This window comes from Pseudomonas sp. PAGU 2196 (assembly GCF_022179005.1).
GTDB lineage: Bacteria > Pseudomonadota > Gammaproteobacteria > Pseudomonadales > Pseudomonadaceae > Aquipseudomonas > Aquipseudomonas kermanshahensis.
Map to the genome: position 1 here is coordinate 375,583 of NZ_BNTL01000002.1, position 26,122 is coordinate 401,704.

Here is a 26,122-nt window from a genome sequence, read left to right on the forward strand (position 1 = left end):
ACATGGATTGTCTCTTATAAGGTACAGTATGGATGTACACAGTTCATCACGTTCTATCCGTCAACGGTGTGGATCTCTACCAAGCCTGGTTGGACACCATTCGCGACACCAGGCTGAAAGCAAGAATTACCACACGCATCGACCGAGCTGAGCAGGGCCATTTCGGTGTGACCGAGCCAGTGGGTGATGGCGTGTTCGAGATGAAACTGGATTTTGGGCCAGGCTACCGCATCTATTACGCCACCCGTGGGCGGAGCATCATTTTCCTGCTCGGAGGCGGCTCGAAAGACCGGCAGCAGGCTGATATCGACCAAGCCAAGTTGCTTTGGCACAGGCACAAGGTAATGCTATGACCGGCACACGTTCGCATGAAGAAAGTATTCTTGAGATGCTTCGCAATGACGAAGCCTTCGCCATCGACTATCTCGCCGTGGCACTCGAGGAAATCGATGAGCCTGGTGGTGCTGCGGGCTTTCTGACGGCGGTCCGCCGCGTGGCTGAAGCGCGCGGCGGCATGGGCAATCTTGCGCAGGCCACGGGGCTTGCCCGCCCCAATCTCTATCGCGCGCTGGCAGCGGACGGTGATCCTCGGCTATCGACCGTGCTGAAGGTGCTGCAAGCACTGGGAATCGGGCTGTCAAAAGTGGTTTCGCATAATAGTGAACAGCACCACAGCCGCTGATCCCAGACTCCTTTGGCCAATTTGCCCCCTTAGGCGCTACACTCTGCACCCCGACCGATACGGCCAACACGAGGCTCCTGCATGCAGTATCGCGACTTGCGCGACTTCATCCGTGGCCTGGAACAGCGCGGTGAACTCAAGCGCATCCAGGTTCCGATCTCTCCCGTCCTGGAAATGACCGAGGTCTGCGACCGCACCCTGCGTGCCAAAGGCCCGGCGTTGCTGTTCGAGAAGCCCACGGGGTACGACATCCCGGTACTGGGCAACCTGTTCGGCACGCCCGAGCGGGTGGCCATGGGCATGGGCGCCGAGTCGGTCGAAGAACTGCGCGAAATCGGCAAGCTGCTGGCCTTCCTCAAAGAACCAGAGCCGCCGAAAGGCCTGAAGGATGCCTGGTCGAAGCTGCCGATCTTCAAGAAGGTCGTGTCGATGGCGCCGAAGGTGGTCAAGGACGCGGTGTGCCAGGAAGTCGTGGTCGAAGGTGACGACGTCGACCTTGGCCAGTTGCCGATCCAGCACTGCTGGCCAGGCGATGTGGCCCCGCTGATCACCTGGGGCCTGACCGTTACCCGCGGCCCGAACAAGGACCGCCAGAACTTGGGCATCTACCGCCAGCAGGTCATCGGCCGCAACAAGGTCATCATGCGCTGGCTGAGCCACCGTGGCGGCGCGCTGGATTACCGCGAATGGTGCGAGAAGCACCCCGGCCAGCCGTTCCCAGTGGCCGTGGCGCTGGGCGCAGACCCTGCAACCATCCTGGGCGCCGTGACGCCGGTGCCGGATACCCTGTCCGAATACGCCTTCGCGGGCCTGCTGCGTGGCAACCGCACCGAGCTGGTCAAGTGCCGTGGCAGCAACCTGCAGGTACCAGCCACCGCCGAGATCATTCTCGAAGGCGTGATTCACCCCGGCGAAATGGCGCCGGAAGGCCCCTACGGTGACCACACCGGCTATTACAACGAGGTGGACAGCTTCCCGGTGTTCACGGTCGAGCGCATCACTCACCGGCAAAAACCGATCTACCACAGCACCTACACGGGCCGTCCGCCGGATGAACCGGCGATTCTCGGCGTGGCGCTGAACGAAGTGTTCGTGCCGATCCTGCAAAAGCAGTTCCCGGAGATCGTCGACTTCTACCTGCCACCGGAAGGTTGCTCTTACCGCATGGCGGTGGTGACCATGAAAAAACAATACCCAGGCCACGCCAAGCGCGTGATGCTGGGTGTGTGGTCGTTCCTGCGACAGTTCATGTACACCAAGTTTGTTATCGTCACCGACGATGACATCAACGCCCGCGACTGGAACGATGTGATCTGGGCCATCACCACGCGCATGGACCCCAAGCGTGATACGGTGATGATCGACAACACCCCGATCGACTACCTGGACTTCGCGTCGCCGGTGTCCGGGTTGGGGTCGAAGATGGGCCTGGACGCCACCCACAAGTGGCCGGGCGAGACTACACGCGAATGGGGACGGGTCATCGTCAAGGACGAGGCCGTCACCCGCCGTATCGATGAGCTGTGGGATCAGTTGGGAATAGATTGATGCAGGTAACGTTGCAGCCGTCCGGGGCAGTGCTGGCGCTTGAACCCGGGGAACGGATCCTGGATGGAGCGCGGCGGCTCGGCTATGACTGCCCGAACAGCTGCCGCAATGGCAATTGCCATGTTTGCGCCGCCTTGCTGGTGGAAGGGAGCGTCCGCCAGAACGGCGAAGTACGCGACCATGGCGAGCTGTTCACCTGTATTGCCGAACCGCTGGAGGATTGCGTGTTGCTCTGGGACGGTGTGCTCGCCCTGGGCGAGCTGCCAGTGCGCAAGCTGGCGTGTAGCGTGAGCGAATGCGTCGAGGTCGGTGGCGACGTCTGGCGCGTGCGCCTGCGTGCGCCTGCCGGCAAACCGCCGCGTTATCACGCCGGTCAGTACCTGATGATCGAGCGCGAAGGCGGCAAGCAGGCGGCGTTCTCCCTGGCCTCTGCGCCCCATGGTGGGCGTGAGCTGGAACTGCACGTGCTGGCGCGTGAGCCCAGCGCGCTGCAGCTGATCGAGCAACTGCAGCGTGATCGCCTGGCGCGCATCGAAATGCCTTTCGGTGATGCGCACCTGGCCGAGTTGCCAGACGGGCCGCTGGTGCTGATCGCCGCCGGTACGGGAATGGGCCAGATGCACAGCCTGGTCGAGCATTGCCGCGCCCAGGGCTTCAAGCATCCGGTACACCTTTACTGGGGTGTGCGTCGGCCTGAGGACTTTTACCAGATCGAACATTGGGACGAATGGTTGCGCCTGCCCAACCTGTTCCTGCACAAGGTCGTCAGTGACCTGTGTGGGTGGGAAGGCCGTTGCGGCATGCTGCACGAGGCCGTTTGCGAAGACATTCACGACCTCAACGGCGTGCACGTCTACGCCAGCGGCTCGCCAAACATGGTCTATGCCACCCTCGATGCCCTGGTCGAGGCTGGTATGGATGCACACCGCATGCGCGCCGATGTATTTGCCTACGCGCCGCGCGGCTAATAACTCAAGTTCAACCGGGTGGGTATAAGGCGGTAATTGTTACCGCCTTGGCTAATAACTTTCACTCCGCTCGAAACAATGCTCTCCAATCGTCGGAAGTTCGCGTGAAACTTTAGCTTTCAGGCTTGAGTGTTGGCGCGTTTCTATCCTAAGGTTAATGTAGACACCTTAGGTGCGGGGCGCAAACCCCGGCACACAGCGATTCTCGCTTTATCTGTAGTTCACAGGGAATAATGGCGGCAGCGTATGTCGGCAATTGAAAGTTTGTCCTGGAAAAGTGCTTACCCTCCGGCGCTCGACTTCGGCCAGCAACTGACCCGCGAGCAATTGATCAACTCCATGCAACTGACCATGTCACGCCATGAAGGCGGGCCTGTGTGGTTGTTCGCATACGGTTCATTGATCTGGCGACCGGAGTGCAGTTCGGTAGAGCGGCAGCGCGCACGGGTGCACGGTTATCACCGTGGGCTGTACCTGTGGTCGCACGAGCACCGTGGCACACCGGAAACGCCCGGCCTGGTGTTCGGCCTGGACCGTGGTGGGTCATGCAGTGGTTTTGCCTATCGGCTGGATGAAAGCAACCTGGATGATTCGCTGATGGCCCTGTGGCAACGCGAAATGCCGTACCCGGCCTACCGCCCGCATTGGCTCAGTTGCCGATTGGGTGATGGCAGCAAGGTGCAGGCCTTGGGTTTTGTGCTGGAGCGCCATTTGCCGTGCTATGCGGGGAATTTGCCCGACACACTGCTCAGCCAGATCCTTGCCAGTGCCAAGGGGCGATATGGCACCACGCGCGAGTATGTGGAGCAGACGTTGAATGCGTTGCGCAGCCACCAGATGCCGGATCGCAACCTGGAGGCGCGGTTCAGGCGCTGCCATAACCTGCGCGAAGAGGCCCGAGCAGGCAACCAAGCAGCCAGACGCTAGCTAGTCAGCACCACCAACTTACCCACAGCCTGCCGCTGCCCCAGCTTCTCAATGGCAGCCCCAGCCTCAGCCAGTGGATAAGTCTCCGACACCAGCGGCTTCAGCTTGCCTTCACCCTGCCAGGCAAACAGTTGACGGAAGTTAGCTGCATTCTGCTCCGGCTGACGCTGGGCAAACGCCCCCCAAAACACCCCCACGACCGCTGCGCCCTTGAGCAGCACCAGGTTCGCCGCCAGCTGTGGGATCGCCCCGCTGGCAAACCCCACCACCAGCAGCCGGCCATTCCAGGCCAGGCCCCTTACCGCCTGGTCGAACAGCTCGCCACCCACCGGGTCGTAGATCACGTCCACGCCCTGGCCGCCGGTCAGGCGCTTGATCTCGTCCTTGAGGCTGGCCTGGCTGTAGTCGATCAGCTCATCGGCGCCGGCAGCCTTGGCCACGGCCAGTTTTTCGGCGCTGCTGGCTGCAGCGATCACCCGGGCGCCCATGGCCTTGCCTATTTCCACGGCCGCCAGGCCCACACCCCCTGAGGCACCCAGCACCAGCAGGGTTTCACCCGGCTGCAGGTGGCCGCGCTGCTTGAGTGCATGCATCGAGGTGCCATAGGTCATGCCGAAGGCGGCGGCGGTGGTGAAGTCCATGTGCTCGGGGATCGGCATCACGTTGTAGAAGGGCACCGCCACCTGTTCGGCGAACGCACCCCACCCCGTGAGGGCCATGACCCGATCGCCCACCTTGAACGCACCGGCCTTTTCGCCGACCGCAGCCACCACACCGGCCGCCTCGCCACCTGGGGAAAACGGCAGCGGTGGCTGGAACTGGTATTTACCTTCGATGATCAAGGTGTCGGGGAAGTTGACGCCTGCTGCCTGCACATCCAGCAGGATCTCGTTCTTTTTCGGCACGGGGCTGGCGACGTCTTCCAGTACCAGGTCGCGCGCCGGGCCCAAGGTTTTGCACAACACAGCTTTCATCGGGGCTATTCCTTTGCGGGTAGTGGCCGATAAGTGTAGGAGGGCCACCTGCCGGGTCAACGAGCATGGCCTACCCTGATGGGCCGGCATAAGCCAGGGCTTGGGTTTGAGCGGTGTGCTGGGTAAGCTGGCGCCAATTGTATTGAGGAGCGAATTCGTGAAAGCGTGGATCTTGATGGTGCTGGCCCTGATGCTGCCAGTTGCGGCCGTGGCCGAAGAAGCCAAGGAAGGGGCGCCCAAGGTCGCCTACATCACCCTGAGCCCACCCTTTGTCGGTAACTATGCCCTCGACGGCAGCCCCAAGCTGCGTGTCTATAAAGCCGACGTGGCCCTGCGCGTGACCGGTGATGAAGCCGCCAAGGCCGTGAAACACCACGAGCCGCTGATCCGTAACCAGCTGGTGGCGCTGTTCACCCAGCAGACGGTGGACAAGATGAGCAACGTCGACGCCAAGGAGCAACTGCGCCAGGAAGCCTTGAAGCAGGTGCAGCAGGTGATGGAAGCGGAAGAGGGCAAGCCGATTGTCGAAGACCTGCTGTTCAACAACCTGATCGTGCAGTGACCTGAAACCCTTGGGGCCCATCGCCGGCAAGCCGGCGACAGCGGCTTCTAGTAGGGCGCAGGTCTCCAGCAGGGCCTTGTCATTTGTGTCTGAAACGAGCTCAGACTAACCCTAGTCGTAGGACTTTTCTGTCTTCCTTGTACGTCCGCCAATTTACAGTTTCTGATGCGATGGCCGCGTTAAATTGTGCCTCGTCTTCAGTTGCTCGAGAGTATTGGCAATGCCTTTGAAGTACCAACCGAAAGAGGCGACTGTACTGATGTGCGATTTTTCAGGATTTCAAGCACCTGAAATGATCAAGGTGCGGCCCGTCGTCGTTCTTCGCAAGCACAGTCAAAATCGCCAGTTGGTGACGATAATCCCGTTGAGCACCACTGCTCCTGATCACTTGGCCAGGCATCACGTTGTACTGCCGAGTTATTTGCCTGGCCCTGATCTAACATGCTGGGCCAAGTGCGACATGATCTACACGGTTGCAACCTCCAGGCTGGACAGATGCCGCGTCAAGTCGCGGCAGGGAGGTGGCCGGGAATATATGACTTTTACAATGCAGCCCGAGCATTTTGCTGCCGTTAGGGCTGCAGTTTGCTTCACGCTGGGCTTCACACATCCAGCAACAGTGCAGTCTGTTGTCAATAAAGCACCTGATGCGTGATAATCCATCCTGCTCCCATAAGGGGCTTGTAAGACTCTGCGGATCCTGGTTAACCAGCAATCACAGAGCCGGGCAGGTAGATGGCGATGACAAGCCGACCTGTCTGTGAGTAGGGCGCCGGAAGGCGCCCTTTGTCTTTGTGTCGCTCTCATATTCCCCAGCGACACTCTCTCAGGACGCCAGCGTCCGCCGAAAGCGCGCTAGCGCCACGCTGAAGAACACCAGGCCGATCACGGCCAGGGCCAGGATGTCTGGCCATACCACGGACGCGCCGGCGTCGCGGAACAAGATCGCGGTGCCGAGGCTGACGAAATGCGTCGACGGCGAGCCCTGCATGACCCACTGCAACCACTGCGGCATGCTGTCCAGCGGGGTACTGCCGCCAGACAGCAACAGCATCGGGATGATGACCGGGATCGCCAGCAGGCCGAATTGAGGCGTCGAGCGCGCCAGGGTGGCGAGGAAGATGCCCAAGGCGGTACTGGCGAACAGGTACAGCGCGGTCACCGCCAGGAACAGCCCCATGGAGCCAGACAGCGGCACGCCCAGGGCGCCTTTGACCACCACGATGAGCGACACCCAGGTACACAGCACTACCACCAGCGCGTTGCTGGCGATTTTCGCCAGCATGATTTCCAAAGCGGTTAGCGGCAGCACCAGCAAGTGGTCGAGGGTGCCGTGTTCACGCTCGCGCAACAGCGCCGTGCCGGTGAGGATGATCGCCAGGATGGTGATGTTGTTGATGATCTGGATCACGGCCAGAAACCAGCCACCCTCCAGGTTGGGGTTGAACAGTGCCTTCGGGTTGATCAGCACGGGGCTCTGGGTTGTGGTGCGTTGGGCATAGTCGAGCAGCTCTCGCTCGAAGATCCGGCCGATGTAGCCGGCGCCCATGAACGCCTGGCTCATGGCCGTGGCGTCGACGTTGATCTGCAACTCGGGTGAGCGCCCGGCCAGTAGGTCGCTCTGGAAGTTCACCGGTACATTGATCACGAAGGTGTACTGGCCGCTGTCCATGGCCTGATCCAGGCGGTCCGGGGGCAGCGGCACGGCAGGCTGAAACTCGGGTGGTTGCAGTGACTCGGTGAGCTTGCGTGAGAGCTGGCTATGGTCTTCGTCCACCACGGCAACGCTGGCGTTGTGCACGCCGATCACCGAGCCTGCCGCCGGCATGTAGATCGCCACGCTGAAGGCATACAGCAAAAACAGCAGCAGCACGCTGTCGTGGCGCAGGCTGGTCAGCTCTTTCAGGCCCAGGCGCAGGGTGTGGTTCAGGCGCGACATGTCAGGCCTCCTGCTTCTTCAGCATGGCCAGGCTCAGGCCGGTGAACACGGCGAAGAAGCTCAGCAGGATCAGGCACTGCGGCCACAGCTCGCGCAGGCCCAGCGCTTTGGTGAAGGTGCCGACCGCGATGTCCAGGAAGTAACCCGCCGGGAACAGCTGGCCCATCACTGCCGCGGCGCCATCGAGCGACGAGCGTGGCACGATCAGGCCGGAGAACTGGATGGTCGGCAGGCTGGTGATGATCATGGTGCCCAGGATGGCCGCGATCTGGGTGCGGGTGAAGGCCGAGATCAGCAAGCCCAGGCTGGTGGTCGCCAACAGGTAGGCGACGCCGCCGCAGGCCAGGGCCAGCACGCTGCCCTTGAGCGGTACGGCAAACAACCAGCGGTTCATCGCCACCAGCAACGCCAGGTTGACCAGGCTTACGGCCAGGTAGGGCAGCTGTTTGCCAAGCAGAAACTCCAGCCGGGTGAGGGGCGTGGCGTAGAAGTTGGTGATGGAGCCAAGTTCTTTTTCCCGGACGATGCCCAGGGCGGTGAGCATGGCCGGGATGAACGCCAGGATCAGCGCCATGACGCCGGGCCCGATGGCATTCACGCTGACCACGTCCTGGTTGTAGCGGAAGCGTGTTTCCAGGCGAACCGGGTCTTGGCGCTGCACCGGTTGCTGGCTGGCCGCGGCAAATTGTTCGAGGTTCGCCTGGTGCACTGCTTCGACATAGTTGCGGCTGGTCTCAGCACGGAACGGCATGCCGCCGTCGAGCCAGGCGGCCACCACCGGTTGGCGACCGGCGTAAAGGTCGCGGCCAAAGCCGGGTGGGATCTCCAGCGCCAGTTTGATTTCGGAACGTTGCAGGCGTTGGTGCATTTCACGGGTATCGCGAATCGGCGCCTGCTCGGCGAAATACCGTGATCCGCGAAACGCTTCGAGGTAGGCCCGGCTTTGCGGGCTTTGGTCTTGGTCATGAACGGCGAAGGCGAGGTTCTCTACATCCAGCGAGATGCCATAGCCAAAGATCACCATCATGAACACGGCGCCGAGCAGGGCGAAGGCCAGGCGCACCTTGTCGCGCAGCAGCTCCTTGCCCTCCCGGCTGGCCACCGCCAGCAGGCGGCGCAGGCTGAAACCTTGGCGCAACGGTGGTGTGGCCGCTGCCGGCTGCTCCAGCACAGCGTTTTGCGGGGCCTGGGGCAGGGCCTCCTGGGCTTGCTCCAGGCAGCGCACGAAGGCGTCTTCCAGGGTTTCGCCGGCGTACTGGCGTTGCAGGGCATCAGGCGTGTCACAGGCCAGCACGCGCCCGGCGTGCATGAACGAAATGCGGTCGCAGCGCTGGGCTTCGTTCATGAAGTGAGTAGAGAGGAAAATGGTCACGCCTTGCTCGCGCGACAACTCCACCAGCAGTCGCCAGAAATCATCCCGGGCGGCAGGGTCGACGCCGGAGGTCGGCTCGTCGAGAATCAGCACTTCAGGGCGGTGCAGCACCGCGACCGCCAGTGACAGGCGCTGGCGCAGGCCGAGGGGCAGGGCGCCTGACGGTTGGTCGGCGATGTCGCGCAGGCCGAAGCGCTCGATCAGTTCGCTGATGCGCTGCGCGCTGTCGGCTTTGGGCAGGTCGAACAGGCGCGCATGCAGCGTGAGGTTCTGGCGGGTGCTGAGCTCGCCATACAGCGAGAAACTCTGCGACATGAAACCAACCCGCTTGCGCGTGGCCAGGTCGCTGGCGTCCACCGGGCGGCCCAGCAGGCTGGCACTGCCCTCGCTGGCGGGTACCAGGCCCGTAAGCACTTTCATGGTGCTGGTCTTGCCGCAGCCGTTGGAGCCGAGAAAACCAAAAATTTCCCCACGACCAATGGCGAAGCTGACCTTGTTGACCGCGGTGAAGTCACCAAAGCGCAGGGTCAGGTCATGCGCTTCGATGGCGACCAGGCCGTCATTTGCCGAGCGTGGCGGGATAGTCAACGGCGCAGGTTGCGTACTGCCTGCCCCTTGGAAATGGGTGAAGGCATCGTCCAGTTTGCCGCTGGGCGTGACGCCCGCCAATGTGTGGCTGGGGCCCGCGGCAATCAGCCGGCCGCCATCGAGCATCAGGCAATGCTCGAACTGCTCGGCTTCCTCCATATAGGCAGTGGCCACCAGCAGCGTCAATTGCGGGCGTTGTTCGCGTACCTGCTCGACCAGTTCCCAGAAGCGTCGCCTCGACAGGGGGTCGACCCCGGTCGTGGGTTCGTCGAGGATCAGCAGGTCAGGCTCGTGGATCAACGCGCAGCACAGGCCCAGTTTCTGCTTCATGCCGCCCGACAGCTTGCCGGCCGGGCGCTCGGCGAAGCGATGCAGGTCGGTGGCCTGCAGCAGGTTGGCCATGCGCTGTTCGCATTCGTGCCGGCCCAGGCCAAACAGCGTAGCGAAAAAACGAATGTTCTCGCTGATCGACAGCTCAGGGTACAGGTTGTTGCCCAGCCCTTGGGGCATGAACGCGACCTTGGGGTACAGCGCCGCGCGGTGGCGTCGTTGGCGGATCGAGCCGCCCAGCACCTGCAACTCGCCCTGCTGCAGGCGTTTTACGCCGGCGATCAGCCCGAGCAGGGTCGATTTGCCGGCCCCGTCAGGCCCGATCAGTGCACAGCGGGTGCCGCTGGGCAGGCTGAAACCCAGCGTCTGCAAGGCGATCAGGTCGCCATAACGGTGGCTGATGCCCTCGGCCAGCAGTGCCGGCGCGTTCATTGCAGGTTGGCCGGCCAGTCCACGTCAGCCGTGCGCACATAGCCAGCACCCGGCATGCCCGGCTTGGCTTGCGGCACGGCGCTTGGGTCGCTCAGGCGCAGTTTTACGCGAAACACCAGTTTCTGCCGCTCATCGCGGGTTTCGACCTGTTTCGGGGTGAACTGCGCCTTGGCTGCGACAAACGCTACCTTCGCCGGCAACGCCTGATCGGGCAGCGCATCGAGAACGATGCGTGCCTGATCGCCAACGGTCAGCCGGCCGCTGGTGGAGGCTGGGAGGTAGAGGTTCATGTACTGGTCGCTCGGGTCGATCAGCATCAGCACGCGACCGCCAGCGCCCAAGACCTCACCCGGCTCGGCCAGGCGCAGCTGGATGATGCCGTCGATGGGCGCGCGCAGGCTGCTGTCGTCGATCTCGCTGGTCAGTTGGGCGACCTGGGCCTGGGCCGCGCCGATGGCGGCTTTGACGGCTGCCAGCTGGGCGCGCGCCGCAACCACCGCCGCGTTCGCGGTGTCGAAGCGGGCCTGCTGCTGGTCGAGCAGTTGTTGGCTGGCATAGTTGCGCTTGAAAATCTCGCGCACGCGTTTGAGTTCCTGGCCGGCGAGCAGCAGCTCACTCTGGCGCAGTTGCACGCTGGCCTGGGCCGCCGCGTAGTTTTCCTGGGCGCGCAGCACTTCGGCCTCGGCCTGGTTGCGCTGGGCTTCCATTGTGCGGGTGTCGATACGCGCCAGCAGCTGACCACGGGTCACCTTGTCGCCTTCGTCGACCCGCACTTCAGCCAAACGCCCGGGGACCTTGGTGGCAATTTGCACTTCGGTCGCCTCGAGACGGCCGTTGCCCATGCTCAGGCCTTCCGGCAGCTGGTCATGCAGCGACTTCCAGTAACCCAGCCCTGCCGCGGTCGCCAGAAGGGCGATCAACGCAGTGGCGAAGACCCTGGGGGCATATCGATTCATCAGTCAGCATCCTGCTCAATGCACGCCCCTATCGTGGCGTGCGGCTATCCATGGCGTGTTGATATCGGTCAAACCCCTAGATCCTAGCCCACCTTCACTTCAACGCGACGATGGCCGCCCATTGCTCGGGGGTAACCGGCATCACCGACAGGCGGCTGCCTTTTTGCACCAGCGGCAATTCGCCAAGCGCGGCCTGTTGTTTGAGCCTGCCAAGGTCGAGCACTTTGGGCAGGGTTTTCACATGGGCCACGTCCACCGCACTCCACGGGTTCTTCTCGGCGGTGGCCTTTGGGTCGTAATAGTGGCTTTCTGGGTCCAGTGCGGTCGGGTCCGGGTAGGCCGCCGCAGTGATGCGGGCGATGCCAGCAATGCCCGGTTGCGGGCAGCTGGAGTGGTAGAAGAAGAACTCGTCGCCCACGCTCATGGCCCGCAAAAAGTTGCGCGCCTGGTAGTTACGCACGCCGTCCCAGCGCGCTTCGCCCAGCCGGCCAAGGGCTTCGATCGAGAGCTCGTCGGGCTCGGATTTCATCAGCCAATAGGCCATGCATGCTGCTCCTGAAAAGGTTTGAAATAACCTGTTGCACGAAACCGACAGCCGGTTGGCGCCAATGTTTGCGTGTCGGCGCAGGTTGTCGGAAAATGCGCCCCGTTTAAAGCGAGATGCTCTGGCGATACTCAGAAAATCGCCAAGCCGAAACAGTTTGCCTGGGGGGCAATCTTCGATGAATCAACGCAAAAAGCCGGATCTGCTGTGGATCCTGGTGTTCATTTTTGGCCTGGGTGTGGTCACCACTGGTTATGCGCAAGGGTTCCTGGAGCGCAAGCTGGACACCGCCTATCAAATGCCGGTCGACGCCAGCCAGCCGCAACGTTGATGCCCTCCGCTGGCGCCGCTCAGTTCGGCGCCAGGTACCAGTCGCGGTCCGAGACCGTGCCTTGCAATGGTACATCCCAACTGGCTTGTGCCAGCCGCTCGACCTTCTGGCATTCATGCGCCAGCCCCAATAGCAAAGGTTTCTTCCAGGTCTTGCGGCGCGCTTGGTAGGCCAGGCTGCGGTCATAGAAACCACCGCCCATGCCCAAGCGGCCACCCACTTCATCGAAACCCACCAGCGGCAGCAGGATCAGGTCCAGGGCCCAGATCGGGCGTTGGCGTTTGCGGTCGGTCAGTGGCTCTGGAATACGGAAGCGGTTGCGCTTGAGTTTTTCACCCTGCTCGAACCGCTGAAACACCATGCGTGTGCGCGGCCAGGCGTGCAGCACCGGCAGGTAAGTGCGTTTGCCGCGTCGCTGGGCTTCGCGCAATAGCAGGTAGGGGTCGATTTCGCCGTCGTTGGGCAAGTACAGGGCAATGTGCCGGGCGCGGCGGAACAGCGGGTCTTGCGCCAGCTGGCGGTATAGGCCAAGGGCGGCTTGGCGCTGCTGGGCAGGCGTCAGTGCGCGGCGAGCATTGCGGAGCAGGCGACGAAGCTGGGGGCGGGTGAGCGGCGCGGTGTCGGTCATGGCACAGGCGTTCCCAGTTGTCGCGACTGGTAGGGGTATGCCCGCAGCAAGGGCGGACAAAAAAATAAGGCTCCCCGATAAGACCGCTATCGGTGTAGCCCTTGAACCCGAAAGTTCAAGGTGGAGATTGCAGGGGGCGTTAAGGCTTTCCGTCGAGCGGACATGCACACCGGCCCCAGCGTGCAACCCCCGTGGTTGTGCGTATCGGCTCAGGGACATAACCGACTGGCGCATCCCCCAGGGAGTGGCGCCAGTATACCAATCTCAGCCGATTTTGGTATCCGTGTCGTCGGACAAAGCCTTATCGACCCGATCCAGCAGGTCGCGCACCTGTTCGCGGTTGGTGCCAGCGACCGGGGCAGCGCTACGGTCTTCCTGGCGGTGCAGCATCTCGTGGGTAATGTTCAACGCAGCCATGACCGCGATGCGGTCGGCGCCGATCACCTTGCCGCTGCTGCGGATCTCGCGCATCTTGCCGTCCAGGTAGCGCGCGGCGCTGACCAGGTTGTTGCGCTCTTCCGGCGGGCAGATGATCGAGTATTCCTTGTCGAGGATCTGCACGGTGACGCTATTGCTTGAACTCATGAGTCTTGCTCCAGAGCCTTGAGGCGTAAAATCATCGACTCGACCTTGCGCCTTGCGATCTCGTTCTTTTCGATGAGGTGGGCGCGCTCTTCGCGCCAGGATTTTTCCTGAGCTACTAGGAGTGCATTTTGCCGTTTTAGTTGCTCGACACGTTCGATCAGCAACTCGAATCGGCTCATCAGCGCTTGCAGGTCGTTCTCTTGCGTGGGTTGCACTCGAATCGCTCCGTCGTTGAGTCACCTGGCGATGATGCCTCTCCCCGGGCCGCGACGGCCAGTGCCGATGGTCTTGGCGCGCCTGCCGGTGCTAGGATACAAGGTCTCCATTCTAGTCATTGCGCCGTCTGGCGCCTAGTTGCCCATGCCCAATACCCAATCGCCCTACATTGCCTTCGCCATGCTGCTTGCCAGCAACGGCCACCCTGTCACTCCTGCCGAGCTGCACGGCTTGCTGGTCGGGCGCAGCTGCGCCGGTGCCGGCTTCGATGCCGACGCCTGGCTGGCCGACGCCGCCCAACTGCTGGAAAACGAACCCGGTGACACCGTCCGCAACGCCCTGATCGGCTTGCAAGAGATGGTCAAGGGCGAGCTCACCAGCGATGACATGGCCATCGTCCTGCTGCTGCCGACCGATGATGCCGCGCTGGCTGACCGTGCTGCGGCGCTGGGCCAGTGGTGCCAAGGCTTCATCACGGGCTTTGGCCTGAACGCCGGTGGCAAGGACCTGTCCACCGAAGCCAAAGACGTGCTGCAGGACCTGGTGGCAATCTCCCAGGTACAAGAAGCCCTCGAAGAGTCCGAAGACGGCGAGAGCGACTACATGGAAGTCATGGAATACCTGCGCGTCGCGCCGCTGCTGCTGTTCTCCGAGCTGGCCAAGCCGGCCGCGCCTGCGTCCAAGCCATCGTTGCACTGATCAACCGGGGGTAGTCTGCCCATGAGCCACATTCCCAAGGCCGAGTATGCCCGTCGGCGCAAGGCGCTGATGGCGCAGATGGTCCCCAACAGCATCGCCATCCTGCCCGCCGCCGCCGTTGCCATTCGCAACCGCGACGTCGAGCACGTGTACCGCCAGGACAGCGATTTCCAGTACCTCAGCGGCTTTCCCGAGCCCGAGGCGGTGATTGCGCTGATCCCGGGCCGTGAACATGGCGAGTACGTGCTGTTCTGCCGCGAGCGCAACCCTGAGCGCGAGCAGTGGGAAGGGCTGCGCGCCGGCCAGGAAGGTGCGGTGCGTGATTTCGGCGCCGACGATGCCTTCCCGATCACCGACATCGACGAGATCCTGCCGGGCCTGATCGAGGGCCGGGAGCGGGTGTACAGCGCCATGGGCAGCAACCCCGAATTCGATCGCCGGCTGATGGACTGGATCAACGTGATCCGCTCCAAGGCTCGCCTGGGTGCCCAGCCGCCGAACGAGTTCGTTGCGCTGGATCATCTGCTGCACGACATGCGCCTGTATAAATCGGCGGCAGAAGTGAAGGTGATGCGCGTTGCCGCAGACATTTCCGCCCGTGCCCACGTGCGTGCCATGCAGGCCTGCCGGGCCGGGCTGCATGAGTACAGCCTGGAAGCCGAGCTGGATTACGAGTTCCGCAAAGGTGGCGCGAAAATGCCGGCCTATGGCTCGATCGTCGCGGCCGGGCGCAATGGCTGCATCCTGCACTATCAGCAGAATGACGCCCCGCTCAAGGACGGCGACCTGGTGTTGATCGACGCGGGCTGCGAAATCGACTGCTATGCCAGCGACATCACCCGTACGTTCCCGGTCAGCGGGCGTTTTTCGCCCGAGCAGAAGGCCATCTACGAGCTGGTGCTGAAGGCCCAGGCCGCAGCCTTCGCCGAAATCGCCCCCGGCAAGCACTGGAACCACGCCCACGAGGCGACCGTGCAGGTCATCACCGAGGGCCTGGTGGAACTGGGGCTGCTCAAGGGTGATGTGCAGGGGCTGATCGAAAGCGAAGCCTACCGCGCGTTCTACATGCACCGCGCCGGGCACTGGCTGGGCATGGATGTGCACGATGTGGGCGAATACAAAGTGGGCGGCCAGTGGCGCGTGCTGGAGCCCGGCATGGCGCTGACCGTCGAACCGGGCATCTACATCGCCGCCGACAACCAGGCGGTGGCCAAGAAGTGGCGCGGCATCGGCGTAAGGATCGAGGACGACGTGGTAGTGACCAGGCAGGGCTGTGAAATTCTGACGTCGGGTGTACCCCGCACAGTCGCCGAGATCGAGGCGCTGATGCAGGCTGCGCGCAAGGACGCGGCATGAACCGGGTCCACTTGGCGATCATCGGTGGCGGCCTGGTCGGCGCGAGCCTGGCGTTGGCCCTGCAGGCCGGGGCCAAGGCGCGAGGCTGGAAGATCCTGCTGATCGAGCCGTTCGCACCCGGCCACAGTTTCCAGCCCAGCTACGATGCACGCTCGTCGGCGTTGTCGTATGGCACGCAACAGATCTACCAGCAGTTGGGGCTGTGGCAGGCCATCAGCCAGCGCGCCGAGCCTATCCTGCAGATTCAGGTATCGGACCGTGGCCGGTTCGGTGCCACGCGCCTCGATGCCCACGAAGAAGGCGTGCCAGCGCTGGGTTTCGTGGTGGAAAACGCCTGGCTCGGGCAGTGCCTGTGGCAGGGGTTGGACCCTGAGGTGGTGAGCTGGCGTTGCCCCGCCGAAGTGAGGGCGATGCACGCCATCGAAGGCGGTTATCGCCTGCAGCTGGATGACGACACCGGCCTGGAATGCGACTTGGCCGTGCTGGCCGATGGCGGCCGCTCTGGCCTGCGTGAGCAGCTGGGTATTCATGTGCGCCGCACGCCCTATGAGCAAAGCGCCCTGATCGCCAACATCACGCCTGGCGAAGCACACCGCGGCCAGGCGTTCGAGCGGTTCACCGAAACCGGCCCGATGGCCCTGCTGCCACTGCCGGAAAACCGCTGCGCGCTGGTCTGGACCCGTCAGGGCATGGACGCTCAGCGCCTGGCCGAAATTGATGAACGCAGCTTCCTGCGCGAACTGCAGGATGCCTTCGGCTATCGTCTTGGGGCATTGCGCCAAGTGGGTGCAAGGCATCTTTACCCGCTGGCACTGGTCGAGGCCGAAGAACAGGTACGCCCGCACCTGGTGGTGCTGGGCAACGCTGCGCACAGCCTGCACCCCATTGCCGGCCAGGGCTTCAACCTGTCGCTGCGTGACGTCCAGGTGCTTGCACACGCGCTGCTGGCGGGTCCGCAGCACCCCGGTGACCTGGGCACCCTGCGGGCCTACCACCAGCGTCAGCGCCTGGACCAGGCGTTGACCATTGGCTTCTCCGACCAGGTCACCCGCCTGTTCGGCAGCAACCAGCCGTTGCTGGCTGCCGGTCGCAACATTGGCCTGCTCGGGCTCGACCTGCTGCCGCCGGCAAAAAGCTGGTTTGCCCGCCAGGCCATGGGCCTGGGTACGCGCCCCGATCCGCGGGGCCAGGCATGAGCAATCCGCGCAGACTGGCGCGCCGGGCCCGCATGTTGCGCTGGTTGCTGAACCTTTACCCGCCGTACCTGGGCGCCGGTATCCGCGTGCAGCACATCAGCCCGGACATGCGCAGCGTCAAGGTCCGCATGAAGCTCACCCGCTGGAACCGCAACTACGTCGGTACCCAGTTCGGCGGCAGCCTCTACTCGATGGTCGACCCGTTCTACATGCTGCTGCTGATCGAGCAGTTGGGGCGCGAGTACATCGTCTGGGACAAGGCGGCGAGCATCGATTTCATCTCGCCGGGCAAAGGCCCCGTGTACGCCGAGTTCCACCTCGATGACGCCCTGCTCGACGACATTCGCCAGCAGACCGCCACCGGCAAGAAGTGCCTGCCGCGGCTGCAGGTGGACATCCGCGACGGCGCCGGCGAACTGGTAGCGCGGGTCGATAAAACCCTATACGTGCGGCTCAAGCCGCAAGCGAGGCAGGCGTAAGGCATGGAAATGCGCGCAGATCTGTTGATTGTCGGTGCCGGTATGGTCGGCAGCGCCCTGGCCCTGGCATTGCGCCACAGTGGCTTGGACATTCTCCTGCTCGACGGCAGCCCGCTGTCGGTAAAACCCTTCGATACCGAAGCGCCGTTCGAGCCGCGCGTCAGTGCATTGTCGGCGGCCAGCCAGCGCATTCTGGAGCGCCTAGGCGCCTGGGATGGCATCGCCCGGCGACGGGCCACGCCGTATACCGACATGCACGTCTGGGATGGCAGCGGTACGGGCCAGATCCACTTCTCGGCGGCCAGCGTGCATGCCCAGGTGCTCGGCCACATCGTCGAAAACCGGGTGGTGCAGGACGGCCTGCTGGAGCGTCTGCATGACAGCGACATCGGCCTGTTGCCCAACGCGCGGCTCGAGCAACTGCGCCGCTCCGGTGACGAGTGGCTGCTGACCCTGGCCGACGGCCGCCAACTGCGGTCGCCGTTGGTGGTGGCGGCGGATGGCGCCAACTCGGCGGTACGCCGCCTGACCGGCTGCGAAACCCGTGAGTGGGATTACCTGCACCACGCCATCGTCACCAGCGTACGTTGCAGCGCCGGGCACCAGGCTACGGCCTGGCAACGCTTTACCGACGAGGGCCCGCTGGCGTTTCTGCCGCTGACACGTGAGGGCCAGCAGGACTGGTGCTCGATCGTCTGGTCGACCACGCCAGAGCATGCCGAGCAACTGATGGCGCTGGACGAGCCGGCCTTCCTCAAGGCCCTGGAGCGGGCCTTCGAGGGGCGCCTGGGCGAGGTGCTGCAGGCCGATCCACGCGTGTGCGTGCCGCTGCGTCAGCGCCATGCCAAGCGCTATGTGGCTGAGGGCCTGGCGCTGATCGGCGATGCCGCGCACACCATTCACCCGTTGGCCGGGCAGGGCGTCAACCTGGGGTTCCTTGATGCCGCCGTGCTGGCCGAGGTGCTGGTGAATGCCAGCGAGCGCGGCGAACGGCTGGCGGATGTAAAGGTGTTGAGCCGCTATGAGCGCCGGCGCATGCCGCACAACTTGGGGCTGATGGCCGCCATGGAAGGGTTCGAGCGGTTGTTCCAGGCCAATCCGCTGCCGTTGCGCTGGTTGCGTAACAGTGGCTTGAAGCTGGTGGAGCAGATGCCGGAGGCCAAGGCATTGTTCGTGCGCCAGGCGTTGGGGCTGACTGGGGACCTACCGGAGTTGGCCAAACCCTGACGCTGGCAGGGGCTGCAACATCCGGTAACGGCTCCGAGGGTGAGGGACAAAATGGGATTCACTACCATTTGCGCCTCTCATACGATCCGAGGAGTGCATTTCATGTTGCCACGCAAGCCCCTACTGGCCGCCCTGGCCCTGACGTTGTTCGGCGGCACTGCCCAGGCAGCGGAAGAAGTGGTGGTGTACTCCTCGCGCATCGACGAGCTGATCAAGCCGGTGTTCGACGCCTACACCGCCAAGACCGGGGTCAAGGTCAAGTTCATCACCGACAAGGAAGCCCCGCTGATGCAACGCATCAAGGCCGAGGGCGAGAACGGTGTGGCCGACCTGCTGCTGACCGTGGATGCCGGCAACCTCTGGCAGGCCGAGCAGATGGGTATCCTGCAACCGATCAAATCGGACATCATCGACCAGAACATCCCGCCGCAATACCGGGCCTCGTCCCACGACTGGACCGGCCTGAGCCTGCGCGCGCGCACCATCATCTACTCTACTGACCGGGTCAAACCGGAGCAGCTGAGCACCTACGAAGCCCTGGCCGACAAGCAGTGGGAAGGGCGTCTGTGCCTGCGCACTGCGAAGAAGGTCTACAACCAGTCGCTGACCGCCACTTTGATCGAGAACCACGGCGAGGCCAAAACCGAAGCCATCGTCAAAGGTTGGGTGAATAACCTGTCCACCGACGTGTTCTCCGATGACAACGCCGTGATCCAGGCCATCGAAGCTGGCCAGTGCGACGTGGGCGTGGTCAACACTTACTACTACGGGCGCCTGCACAAACAAAACCCCACGTTGCCAGTCAAGATCTTCTGGCCCAACCAAGGTGACCGCGGTGTGCACGTCAACCTGTCGGGTATCGGCCTGACCAAGCATGCCCCGCACCCTGAGGCTGCGAAAAAGCTGGTGGAATGGATGACCGGCGAGGACGCGCAGAAGCTGTTCGCCGACATCAACCAGGAGTTCCCGGCCAACCCGAAGGTCAAGCCATCAGACGAGGTAGCCGCCTGGGGCAGCTTCAAGGCTGACAGCATTCCGGTCGAAATCGCTGGCAAGCGCCAGGCCGAAGCGATTCGCTTGATGGATCGGGCTGGCTGGAACTAAGTTATCCTTCCGGGGCCTGCAAGGGCCCTTTCGCGGGCAAGCCCGCTCCCACAGGTGTTCCACTGAAGCGTGTGTAAACCCTGTGGGGGCGGGCTTGCCCGCGAACGACCGCGCAGCGGTCGCAATCGCAACCGAGAGTTCTGAACTTGCCCCACACCCCCCAACGTCGCTGGTACCTCCCGGTCGCCCTGGTCGCCGCCCTGGTGCTGTTGCCCCTGAGCGTCCTGCTGCTGTCATGGCAGTCGATCGACCTGCAGATCTGGTCACACCTGCTCGACACCCAGATGAGCCGCCTGCTCGGCAACACCCTGACCCTGGTAGTAGGCGTAGGCATCGGCGTGACCGTATTGGGGGTCAGCCTGGCCTGGCTCACCAGCCTCTGCGAATTCCCTGGCCGGCGCTGGCTGGACTGGGCGCTGATGCTGCCGTTTGCCATCCCCGCCTACGTGCTGGCATTCGTTTTCGTCGGCCTGCTGGATTTTGCCGGCCCGGTGCAAAGCGCCCTGCGCGAAGTGTTTGGGCCGATGCGCCTGCCGCGCGTGCGCTCCACGGGCGGGGTGATCATCGTACTCGTGCTGGTGTTCTACCCCTATGTCTACCTGCTGGCGCGCACGGCCTTCCTGGCGCAGGGCAGGGGCCTGATGGAAGCGGCCCGGGTACTGGGGCTGTCACCGCTTCAGGCGTTCTGGCGCGTCGCACTGCCCATGGCGCGGCCGGCCATCGGTGCCGGTATCGCCCTGGCATTGATGGAGACCCTGGCCGACTTCGGTGCGGTGGCGGTGTTCAATTTCGACACCTTCACCACCGCCATTTACAAGACCTGGTACGGCTTCTTCAGCCTGTCCAGCGCGGCACAGTTGGCCAGCCTGCTGCTGTTGGCGGTGATGTTGGTGCTGTACGGCGAGCGCCGTGCCCGCGGCGCGAGCCGCACGGGTAATGAGCGCGCGCGCGGCAAGGCGCTCTATCACTTGCGTGGGGCCAAGGCGCTGCTGGCCAGCGGCTGGTGCCTGCTGGTGTTCGCCTGTGCCTTCGTCATACCGCTGCTGCAGCTGCTGGTGTGGTGCTGGCAGCGCGGGCGGCATGACCTGGACGAGCGTTATGTCGGCCTGGTGCTGCACACCTTGTACCTGGGCGGCATGGCCGCATTGATCACGGTGAGCGTGGCGCTGCTGCTGGCCTTCGCCCGGCGCCAGGCGCCGACCGGCGGCATCCGCGCCGGGGTCGGTCTGGCTAACCTTGGTTATGCCTTGCCAGGCTCGGTGCTGGCCGTGTCGATCATGCTGGCCTTCAGTTACCTCGATAACCAGCTGGTGGTGCCGATTTCGACGTGGCTGGGCGGCGCTGGCAAACCCTTGCTGCTGGGCAGCCTTGCGGCCTTGCTACTGGCCTACCTGGTGCGCTTCATCGCCGTTGCCTACGGGCCGCTGGAAAGCAGCCTGGAGCGTATCCGGCCCTCATTGCCGGAGGCCTCGCGCAGCTTGGGCGTCAGCGGCGTGGCATTGTTTTTCAAGGTGTATCTGCCGTTGCTGGTGCCCGGTGCACTGAGTGCTGCCCTACTGGTATTCGTCGATGTGTTGAAGGAAATGCCGGCCACCTTGCTGATGCGCCCGTTCGGCTGGGACACCTTGGCGGTACGGGTGTTCGAGATGACCAGCGAGGGCGAGTGGGCGCGTGCCTCGCTGCCTGCCTTGACCCTGGTGCTGGTGGGCTTGCTGCCGGTCATCGGGCTGATTCGCCGCTCAGCTCGGCGCCCCGGTCACTGACAGTAAGGATGCCAGCCCGCGCCCATGCGGCTACAATGCGCGGCATTCGCGCGGCGGGTCCTACAAGAAGAGCTGACGACCAAACGTCATCGACCGCCGCCGCTTCGCCACGCCCGGAAGGAGAAACCCATGGGACAGCGCACGCTTTTGTATGACCTGCACCTAGCGCTCGGCGCCAAGACGGTCGATTTTGGCGGTTGGGACATGCCCCTGCACTATGGCTCGCAAGTCGAGGAGCACCATCAGGTGCGCAGTGACTGCGGGGTCTTCGATGTTTCCCATATGACCGTGATCGACATCAGTGGCCGTGATGCTACCGCTTGGTTGCAGCATTTGCTGGCCAACGATGTTGCCCGCCTCGACAGTGTCGGCAAGGCGCTGTACAGCCCACTGCTCAACGAAGAGGGCGGGGTCATCGATGACCTCATCGCCTATCGCACCGAAGCCGGCTACCGCCTGGTCACCAACGCCGCTACCCGCGCCAAGGTGCTGGCTTGGCTCACGGCCCAGCAAAGCGGGTTCTCGGTCGATTTCGAGGTGCGCCCGGACCTCGCCATTCTTGCCATCCAAGGCCCGCAGGCGCGTGACAAGGTCGCCGCCTTGCTCAGCGCCTCGCGCGCCGCGCTGATTCGCGCGCTGCGCCCGTTCGAAGGCATTGCTGACGGCGACTGGTTCATTGCCCGCACCGGTTATACCGGTGAAGACGGCCTTGAGATCATCCTGCCAGGCCACGAGGCCGTTACCTTCTACAACGACCTGGTCGGCGCCGGCATCGCCCCCAGTGGCCTGGGCGCCCGTGACACCCTGCGCCTGGAAGCCGGCATGAACCTTTATGGCCAGGACATCGACGAAACCCATACCCCACTCACCTCCAACCTGGGCTGGAGCATCGCCTGGGAGCCGGCTGAGCGCGATTTCATCGGCCGCGCGGGCTTGCTGGCGGAAATCGAGCAAGGTGTGAAGGAAAAACTGGTTGGCCTGGTGCTGGAAGAACGCGGCGTTTTGCGTGCCCATCAGGTGGTTCGCGTTGCCGGCATTGGCGAAGGGGAGATCACCAGTGGTAGTTTCTCTCCTACGCTGAGCAAGTCTATTGCCCTGGCGCGTTTACCCATGGCCACCGGCGACCGCGCCGAGGTCGAGATTCGCGGCAAGTGGTACCCGGTGCGGGTGGTCAAACCGACCTTCGTGCGCCACGGCAAAATCCTGATTTGATTAATTTTTAACCGGCGGGCCGACCGCTGAGCCAATCGAGGAATTCAAGACATGAGCAATATCCCCGCCGAACTGCGTTTTGCCGAAAGCCACGAGTGGGCACGCCTGGAAAGCGACGGCACAGTGACCGTTGGCATCAGCGACCACGCACAGGAAGCCCTGGGTGACGTCGTGTTCGTCGAATTGGCGGAAGTCGGCAAGGTGTTCGCCAAGGGCGACGCGGCTGGCGTGGTCGAGTCGGTCAAGGCTGCTTCCGACATCTACGCCCCGATCGGTGGCGAAGTGATCGCGGTCAACGAAGCACTGGCCGACAGCCCAGAGTTGCTCAACGAAGAACCTTACGGTGCCTGGATCTTCAAGCTGAAGCCAAGCGACAAGGCTGAGCTGGACACGCTGCTGGATGCTGCGGGTTATCAGGCTGCTATCGGCGAGTAATACCGCGTCGCCTTCTTCGCGGCTAAAGCCGCTCCCACAGGTACTGCACTGCAGCTGATACCCCTGTAGGAGCGGGTTTCCCCGCGATGAGGCCGGGCCTGCAAGCAAGTTTCCCCGCACAATCGGCAATCCTTCCTAGACTTATAAGTCTCCATGAGGCCTGGTCTAGGAAGAGAGCGTCGTCATGTCCCAGTCGCCGTCCCTGCATCAACTGCAAGAGCTCAACCCTTTCCTGCGTCGCCACCTGGGCCCCGATGCCTCGGAGCAGCAGGCCATGCTCAGCGCGTTAGGTGTTGCCAGCCGCAGCGAGCTGATCGAGCAGACGGTCCCGCCGGGGATCCGCCTCAATCGCCCCCTCGACCTGCCGCCGGCGCTGGACGAACAGGCCGCATTGGCCAAGCTCGCCGGTTATGCCGAGCAGAACCAGGTCTGGACCAGCCTCATCGGCATGGGCTACCACGGCACCGTCACGCCGGCCGTCATCCTGCGTAACGTGCTGGAAAACCCTGGCTGGTACACCGCCTACACGCCTTACCAACCCGAAATCGCCCAAGGCCGGCTGGAAGCGTTGTTGAATTTCCAGCAGATGGTCATCGACCTCACCGGCCTCACCCTGGCCAACGCCTCGCTACTCGACGAGGCCACCGCCGCTGCCGAGGCCATGGCTTTGGCCAAGCGCGTGGCACGCAACAAGAGCAACGCCTTTTTCGCCGACGAGCACTGCCACCCGCAAACCCTCTCGGTGCTGAAAACCCGCGCCGAAGGGTTTGGCTTCGAACTGATCGTCGATTCTGTGGGTAACCTGGCCAAGCACGCGGTATTCGGCGCCTTGCTGCAGTACCCGGACACCCACGGCGAGGTACGCGACCTGCGCCCGCTGATCGATCACCTGCACAGCCAGCATGCCTTGGCCTGCGTCGCCGCCGACCTGCTCAGCCTGGTGGTGCTGGCGCCACCCGGTGAGCTGGGCGCCGATGTGGTGTTGGGCTCGACCCAGCGCTTTGGCGTCCCCATGGGCTACGGCGGCCCTCATGCCGCCTATTTCGCCTGCCGCGACGACTTCAAGCGGGCCATGCCGGGGCGCATCATCGGTGTGTCGCGCGATGCCCGGGGCAACACCGCGCTGCGCATGGCCCTGCAGACCCGCGAGCAGCACATCCGCCGCGAGAAGGCCAACTCCAACATCTGCACGGCCCAGGTGCTGCTGGCCAACATCGCCGGCTTCTACGCCGTCTACCATGGCCCAGAAGGCTTGCAGCGCATCGCCCAGCGGGTGCACCGGCTGACCTTCATTCTGGCGGCCGGCCTGGAGGCCAAGGGCATCAAGCGGCTCAACCAGCATTTCTTCGACACCTTGACGCTGGAGGTGGGCGGCGCGCAGGCGGCGATCATCGAAAGTGCCGAGCACGCGCGTATCAACCTGCGCATCCTCGGGCGCGGGCACTTGGGCGTGAGCCTGGACGAAACCTGCAACGAACAGACCGTGTTGCGCCTGTTGGACATTTTCCTCGGCGTCGATCACGGCCTGGACATTGCCGCGCTCGACCAGTTGGCGCTGCCAGAAGGCATCCCGGCGGGGCTGGTGCGGCGCACGCCGATCCTCGCGCACCCGGTCTTCAACCTGCACCACAGCGAAACCGAGATGCTGCGCTACCTCAAGCAGCTGGAAAACAAGGACCTGGCGCTGAACCAGTCAATGATCCCGCTGGGCTCCTGCACCATGAAACTCAACGCCACCAGCGAGATGATCCCCATCACCTGGCCAGCCTTCGCCCAGCTGCACCCGTTCGCCCCGGCTGCCCAGGCAGTGGGCTACAAGGCGATGATCGACGAGCTGGAAAGATGGCTATGTGCCATCACCGGCTTCGACGCCATCTGCATGCAGCCCAACTCCGGCGCGCAGGGCGAATACGCCGGCCTCATGGCCATCACCCGCTACCACCGCAGCCGCCACCAGCCTCAGCGTACCTTGTGCCTGATTCCGTCCTCGGCCCACGGCACCAACCCGGCCTCGGCGCAGATGGCCGGCATGGAGGTGGTGATCGTCGATTGCGACGACGACGGCAACGTCGACCTCACGGACCTCAAGGCCAAAGCGCAAGCGGCCGGGGATCGGTTGTCGTGCCTGATGGTCACCTACCCCTCGACCCACGGGGTGTATGAAGAGGGTATCCGCGAAATCTGCGACGTGGTGCACCAGCACGGTGGCCAGGTGTACATGGACGGTGCCAACCTCAATGCCCAGGTCGGCCTGACGCGCCCAGCCGACATCGGCGCCGATGTGTCGCACATGAACCTGCACAAGACCTTCTGCATCCCCCACGGGGGCGGCGGCCCCGGCATGGGCCCGATCGGTATCCGCGCCCACCTCAAGCCCTTTGTCGCCAGCCACCCGGTGGTGCCGGTGCCGGGTTTGGACCCGAACAACAGCGCGGTCAGTGCCGCGCCTTGGGGCAGCGCGAGCATTCTGCCGATCAGCTGGATGTATATCGCCATGATGGGCCCGCAACTGGCCGATGCCAGTGAGGTGGCGATCCTCTCGGCCAATTACCTGGCCAGCCAACTTGGCGGGGCTTTTCCGGTGCTTTACCGCGGGCGTAACCAGCGCGTGGCCCACGAGTGCATTCTCGATCTGCGGCCGCTCAAGGCGCAGACCGGCATCAGCGAGGAAGACGTGGCCAAGCGTTTGATGGACTACGGCTTCCATGCCCCGACCATGTCATTCCCGGTACCGGGCACGCTGATGGTCGAGCCGACCGAGAGTGAGTCGAAAGCCGAGCTGGACCGTTTCGTCGAAGCGATGCTGGCGATCCGTGCAGAAATCGCTCAGGTGCAGGAAGGCAACTGGCCGGCCGAAGACAACCCGCTCAAGCATGCGCCGCATACCTTGGCTGACGTGTTGGCACCGTGGAACAGGCCGTACAGCCTGGAGCAAGGGATCGCCCCCAGCGCTCACGTACGCCAGCACAAGTATTGGCCAGCGGTGAACCGGGTCGACAATGTGTATGGGGACAGGAATTTGTTTTGCGCGTGTGTGCCGGTGGAGGCTTATCGCTGATTTTTGGGGGG

General features: G+C 63.5%; 26 protein-coding genes and 1 other RNA gene. 18 read left to right on the forward strand and 9 right to left on the reverse strand.

Annotation, left to right across the window (positions count from 1 at the left end; all coding sequences use genetic code 11):
* The first annotated feature begins 32 nt into the window (after window positions 1-32).
* The 5 genes from MFF34_RS03175 to MFF34_RS03195 all read left to right on the forward strand — a co-directional run bounded on the left by MFF34_RS03175 (window position 33) and on the right by MFF34_RS03195 (window position 4,125).
* Window positions 33-353 (forward strand): type II toxin-antitoxin system RelE/ParE family toxin, encoded by a 321-nt coding sequence (locus MFF34_RS03175; protein WP_238210187.1) that lies wholly within the window; start codon window positions 33-35, stop codon window positions 351-353.
* Window positions 350-682, forward strand: coding sequence for an addiction module antidote protein (locus MFF34_RS03180; RefSeq protein ID WP_238210189.1), 333 nt, complete (start codon window positions 350-352; stop codon window positions 680-682). Before MFF34_RS03175 ends, MFF34_RS03180 begins: the two co-directional genes overlap by 4 nt.
* 81 nt (window positions 683-763) lie before the next feature.
* On the forward strand, window positions 764-2,230 hold the full coding sequence (gene ubiD / locus MFF34_RS03185) for a 4-hydroxy-3-polyprenylbenzoate decarboxylase (protein WP_033702193.1): 1,467 nt from the start codon (window positions 764-766) through the stop codon (window positions 2,228-2,230).
* Window positions 2,230-3,198, forward strand: coding sequence for a CDP-6-deoxy-delta-3,4-glucoseen reductase (locus MFF34_RS03190; protein WP_027592223.1), 969 nt, complete (start codon window positions 2,230-2,232; stop codon window positions 3,196-3,198). Before ubiD ends, MFF34_RS03190 begins: the two co-directional genes overlap by 1 nt.
* A gap of 246 nt (window positions 3,199-3,444) precedes the next feature.
* Entirely contained in the window at window positions 3,445-4,125 is a 681-nt protein-coding gene (locus MFF34_RS03195; RefSeq protein WP_238210207.1) for a gamma-glutamylcyclotransferase, read from the forward strand.
* Here the strand turns inward: MFF34_RS03195 and MFF34_RS03200 are convergent.
* On the reverse strand, window positions 4,122-5,099 hold the full coding sequence (locus MFF34_RS03200) for an NADPH:quinone oxidoreductase family protein (RefSeq protein WP_027592225.1): 978 nt from the start codon (window positions 5,097-5,099) through the stop codon (window positions 4,122-4,124). The two genes, MFF34_RS03195 and MFF34_RS03200, sit on opposite strands and share 4 nt — an antisense overlap.
* 157 nt (window positions 5,100-5,256) lie before the next feature.
* On the opposite strand from MFF34_RS03200, the gene MFF34_RS03205 reads away from it, so the two are divergent.
* Window positions 5,257-5,661 (forward strand): flagellar basal body-associated protein FliL, encoded by a 405-nt coding sequence (locus MFF34_RS03205; RefSeq protein WP_027592226.1) that lies wholly within the window; start codon window positions 5,257-5,259, stop codon window positions 5,659-5,661.
* Between the two features lie 220 nt (window positions 5,662-5,881).
* Window positions 5,882-6,316 carry a type II toxin-antitoxin system PemK/MazF family toxin gene (locus tag MFF34_RS03210; RefSeq protein ID WP_099455683.1) on the forward strand — a complete coding sequence of 145 codons (435 nt, stop codon included), beginning with the start codon at window positions 5,882-5,884 and terminating at the stop codon, window positions 6,314-6,316.
* Between the two features lie 171 nt (window positions 6,317-6,487).
* On the opposite strand, the gene MFF34_RS03215 is transcribed toward MFF34_RS03210, so the two are convergent.
* The 4 genes from MFF34_RS03215 to MFF34_RS03230 form a co-directional block, all read right to left on the reverse strand.
* Complete coding sequence (locus MFF34_RS03215) at window positions 6,488-7,600, reverse strand: ABC transporter permease (RefSeq protein ID WP_099430757.1); 1,113 nt, start codon at window positions 7,598-7,600, stop codon at window positions 6,488-6,490.
* 1 nt (window position 7,601) lies between these two features.
* The gene (gene rbbA / locus MFF34_RS03220) at window positions 7,602-10,322 is read right to left on the reverse strand and encodes a ribosome-associated ATPase/putative transporter RbbA (RefSeq protein WP_238210216.1); all 2,721 of its coding nucleotides are present in this window, start codon (window positions 10,320-10,322) and stop codon (window positions 7,602-7,604) included.
* Complete coding sequence (locus MFF34_RS03225; protein ID WP_099430755.1) at window positions 10,319-11,278, reverse strand: HlyD family secretion protein; 960 nt, start codon at window positions 11,276-11,278, stop codon at window positions 10,319-10,321. The genes rbbA and MFF34_RS03225 overlap by 4 nt, the downstream gene beginning before the upstream one ends.
* 94 nt (window positions 11,279-11,372) lie before the next feature.
* On the reverse strand, window positions 11,373-11,822 hold the full coding sequence (locus MFF34_RS03230; RefSeq protein ID WP_238210218.1) for an EVE domain-containing protein: 450 nt from the start codon (window positions 11,820-11,822) through the stop codon (window positions 11,373-11,375).
* A 178-nt stretch (window positions 11,823-12,000) separates the two neighbouring features.
* Between MFF34_RS03230 and MFF34_RS03235 the strand changes: the two genes are divergently transcribed.
* The gene (locus MFF34_RS03235) at window positions 12,001-12,153 is read left to right on the forward strand and encodes a hypothetical protein (protein ID WP_172960392.1); all 153 of its coding nucleotides are present in this window, start codon (window positions 12,001-12,003) and stop codon (window positions 12,151-12,153) included.
* Between the two features lie 19 nt (window positions 12,154-12,172).
* Here the strand turns inward: MFF34_RS03235 and MFF34_RS03240 are convergent, their stop codons facing one another.
* From MFF34_RS03240 to MFF34_RS03255, 4 genes are all read right to left on the reverse strand, one after another.
* The gene (locus tag MFF34_RS03240) at window positions 12,173-12,781 is read right to left on the reverse strand and encodes a 5-formyltetrahydrofolate cyclo-ligase (RefSeq protein ID WP_027592232.1); all 609 of its coding nucleotides are present in this window, start codon (window positions 12,779-12,781) and stop codon (window positions 12,173-12,175) included.
* 67 nt (window positions 12,782-12,848) lie between these two features.
* Window positions 12,849-13,028, reverse strand: a non-coding RNA gene (gene ssrS, locus MFF34_RS03245) — 6S RNA.
* 17 nt (window positions 13,029-13,045) lie between these two features.
* Window positions 13,046-13,366, reverse strand: coding sequence for a cell division protein ZapA (locus MFF34_RS03250; RefSeq protein ID WP_027592233.1), 321 nt, complete (start codon window positions 13,364-13,366; stop codon window positions 13,046-13,048).
* Window positions 13,363-13,545, reverse strand: coding sequence for a TIGR02449 family protein (locus tag MFF34_RS03255; protein WP_033693939.1), 183 nt, complete (start codon window positions 13,543-13,545; stop codon window positions 13,363-13,365). Before MFF34_RS03255 ends, MFF34_RS03250 begins: the two co-directional genes overlap by 4 nt.
* A 181-nt stretch (window positions 13,546-13,726) precedes the next feature.
* Between MFF34_RS03255 and MFF34_RS03260 the strand changes: the two genes are divergently transcribed.
* From MFF34_RS03260 to gcvP, 10 genes are all read left to right on the forward strand, one after another.
* Entirely contained in the window at window positions 13,727-14,281 is a 555-nt protein-coding gene (locus MFF34_RS03260; protein ID WP_099430753.1) for a YecA family protein, read from the forward strand.
* 21 nt (window positions 14,282-14,302) lie between these two features.
* A complete protein-coding gene (gene pepP, locus MFF34_RS03265) occupies window positions 14,303-15,637 on the forward strand; it encodes a Xaa-Pro aminopeptidase (protein ID WP_027592235.1) in 1,335 nt (444 codons plus the stop codon).
* Window positions 15,634-16,833, forward strand: a complete 1,200-nt coding sequence (gene ubiH, locus MFF34_RS03270) for a 2-octaprenyl-6-methoxyphenyl hydroxylase (protein WP_238210220.1) — start codon at window positions 15,634-15,636, stop codon at window positions 16,831-16,833. Before pepP ends, ubiH begins: the two co-directional genes overlap by 4 nt.
* Window positions 16,830-17,312, forward strand: a complete 483-nt coding sequence (locus tag MFF34_RS03275) for a DUF4442 domain-containing protein (RefSeq protein ID WP_027592237.1) — start codon at window positions 16,830-16,832, stop codon at window positions 17,310-17,312. The genes ubiH and MFF34_RS03275 overlap by 4 nt, the downstream gene beginning before the upstream one ends.
* A 9-nt stretch (window positions 17,313-17,321) precedes the next feature.
* Window positions 17,322-18,539: a 2-octaprenyl-3-methyl-6-methoxy-1,4-benzoquinol hydroxylase gene (locus MFF34_RS03280; protein WP_238210261.1), complete on the forward strand. Its 1,218-nt coding sequence runs from the start codon at window positions 17,322-17,324 to the stop codon at window positions 18,537-18,539.
* 102 nt (window positions 18,540-18,641) lie between these two features.
* Window positions 18,642-19,643 carry an extracellular solute-binding protein gene (locus MFF34_RS03285; RefSeq protein WP_099455677.1) on the forward strand — a complete coding sequence of 334 codons (1,002 nt, stop codon included), beginning with the start codon at window positions 18,642-18,644 and terminating at the stop codon, window positions 19,641-19,643.
* Window positions 19,644-19,789: 146 nt separating this feature from the next.
* Window positions 19,790-21,406, forward strand: coding sequence for an iron ABC transporter permease (locus MFF34_RS03290; protein WP_238210222.1), 1,617 nt, complete (start codon window positions 19,790-19,792; stop codon window positions 21,404-21,406).
* A 129-nt stretch (window positions 21,407-21,535) separates the two neighbouring features.
* Window positions 21,536-22,618, forward strand: coding sequence for a glycine cleavage system aminomethyltransferase GcvT (gene gcvT / locus MFF34_RS03295; RefSeq protein WP_238210225.1), 1,083 nt, complete (start codon window positions 21,536-21,538; stop codon window positions 22,616-22,618).
* Window positions 22,619-22,669: 51 nt separating this feature from the next.
* The gene (gene gcvH, locus MFF34_RS03300) at window positions 22,670-23,053 is read left to right on the forward strand and encodes a glycine cleavage system protein GcvH (RefSeq protein ID WP_238210232.1); all 384 of its coding nucleotides are present in this window, start codon (window positions 22,670-22,672) and stop codon (window positions 23,051-23,053) included.
* Window positions 23,054-23,237: 184 nt separating this feature from the next.
* Window positions 23,238-26,111, forward strand: coding sequence for an aminomethyl-transferring glycine dehydrogenase (gene gcvP / locus MFF34_RS03305; protein ID WP_238210233.1), 2,874 nt, complete (start codon window positions 23,238-23,240; stop codon window positions 26,109-26,111).
* Window positions 26,112-26,122 lie beyond the last annotated feature (11 nt).

Excerpts from the sequence above, each read along its gene's own strand:
- ubiH (WP_238210220.1), top strand. The coding sequence starts at position 15,634 with ATGAACCGGGTCCACTTGGCGATCATCGGTGGCGGCCTGGTCGGCGCG.
- MFF34_RS03250 (WP_027592233.1), bottom strand. The coding sequence starts at position 13,366 with ATGAGTTCAAGCAATAGCGTCACCGTGCAGATCCTCGACAAGGAATAC.
- MFF34_RS03255 (WP_033693939.1), bottom strand. The coding sequence starts at position 13,545 with ATGAGCCGATTCGAGTTGCTGATCGAACGTGTCGAGCAACTAAAACGG.
- MFF34_RS03260 (WP_099430753.1), top strand. The coding sequence starts at position 13,727 with ATGCCCAATACCCAATCGCCCTACATTGCCTTCGCCATGCTGCTTGCC.
- MFF34_RS03210 (WP_099455683.1), top strand. The coding sequence starts at position 5,882 with ATGCCTTTGAAGTACCAACCGAAAGAGGCGACTGTACTGATGTGCGAT.
- MFF34_RS03230 (WP_238210218.1), bottom strand. The coding sequence starts at position 11,822 with ATGGCCTATTGGCTGATGAAATCCGAGCCCGACGAGCTCTCGATCGAA.
- MFF34_RS03215 (WP_099430757.1), bottom strand. The coding sequence starts at position 7,600 with ATGTCGCGCCTGAACCACACCCTGCGCCTGGGCCTGAAAGAGCTGACC.
- MFF34_RS03280 (WP_238210261.1), top strand. The coding sequence starts at position 17,322 with ATGCGCGCAGATCTGTTGATTGTCGGTGCCGGTATGGTCGGCAGCGCC.
- MFF34_RS03275 (WP_027592237.1), top strand. The coding sequence starts at position 16,830 with ATGAGCAATCCGCGCAGACTGGCGCGCCGGGCCCGCATGTTGCGCTGG.
- MFF34_RS03180 (WP_238210189.1), top strand. The coding sequence starts at position 350 with ATGACCGGCACACGTTCGCATGAAGAAAGTATTCTTGAGATGCTTCGC.
- gcvP (WP_238210233.1), top strand. The coding sequence starts at position 23,238 with ATGTCCCAGTCGCCGTCCCTGCATCAACTGCAAGAGCTCAACCCTTTC.
- MFF34_RS03240 (WP_027592232.1), bottom strand. The coding sequence starts at position 12,781 with ATGACCGACACCGCGCCGCTCACCCGCCCCCAGCTTCGTCGCCTGCTC.
- MFF34_RS03285 (WP_099455677.1), top strand. The coding sequence starts at position 18,642 with ATGTTGCCACGCAAGCCCCTACTGGCCGCCCTGGCCCTGACGTTGTTC.
- MFF34_RS03190 (WP_027592223.1), top strand. The coding sequence starts at position 2,230 with ATGCAGGTAACGTTGCAGCCGTCCGGGGCAGTGCTGGCGCTTGAACCC.
- MFF34_RS03195 (WP_238210207.1), top strand. The coding sequence starts at position 3,445 with ATGTCGGCAATTGAAAGTTTGTCCTGGAAAAGTGCTTACCCTCCGGCG.
- gcvH (WP_238210232.1), top strand. The coding sequence starts at position 22,670 with ATGAGCAATATCCCCGCCGAACTGCGTTTTGCCGAAAGCCACGAGTGG.
- rbbA (WP_238210216.1), bottom strand. The coding sequence starts at position 10,322 with ATGAACGCGCCGGCACTGCTGGCCGAGGGCATCAGCCACCGTTATGGC.
- MFF34_RS03175 (WP_238210187.1), top strand. The coding sequence starts at position 33 with ATGTACACAGTTCATCACGTTCTATCCGTCAACGGTGTGGATCTCTAC.
- MFF34_RS03235 (WP_172960392.1), top strand. The coding sequence starts at position 12,001 with ATGAATCAACGCAAAAAGCCGGATCTGCTGTGGATCCTGGTGTTCATT.
- gcvT (WP_238210225.1), top strand. The coding sequence starts at position 21,536 with ATGGGACAGCGCACGCTTTTGTATGACCTGCACCTAGCGCTCGGCGCC.
- pepP (WP_027592235.1), top strand. The coding sequence starts at position 14,303 with ATGAGCCACATTCCCAAGGCCGAGTATGCCCGTCGGCGCAAGGCGCTG.
- MFF34_RS03225 (WP_099430755.1), bottom strand. The coding sequence starts at position 11,278 with ATGAATCGATATGCCCCCAGGGTCTTCGCCACTGCGTTGATCGCCCTT.
- ubiD (WP_033702193.1), top strand. The coding sequence starts at position 764 with ATGCAGTATCGCGACTTGCGCGACTTCATCCGTGGCCTGGAACAGCGC.
- MFF34_RS03200 (WP_027592225.1), bottom strand. The coding sequence starts at position 5,099 with ATGAAAGCTGTGTTGTGCAAAACCTTGGGCCCGGCGCGCGACCTGGTA.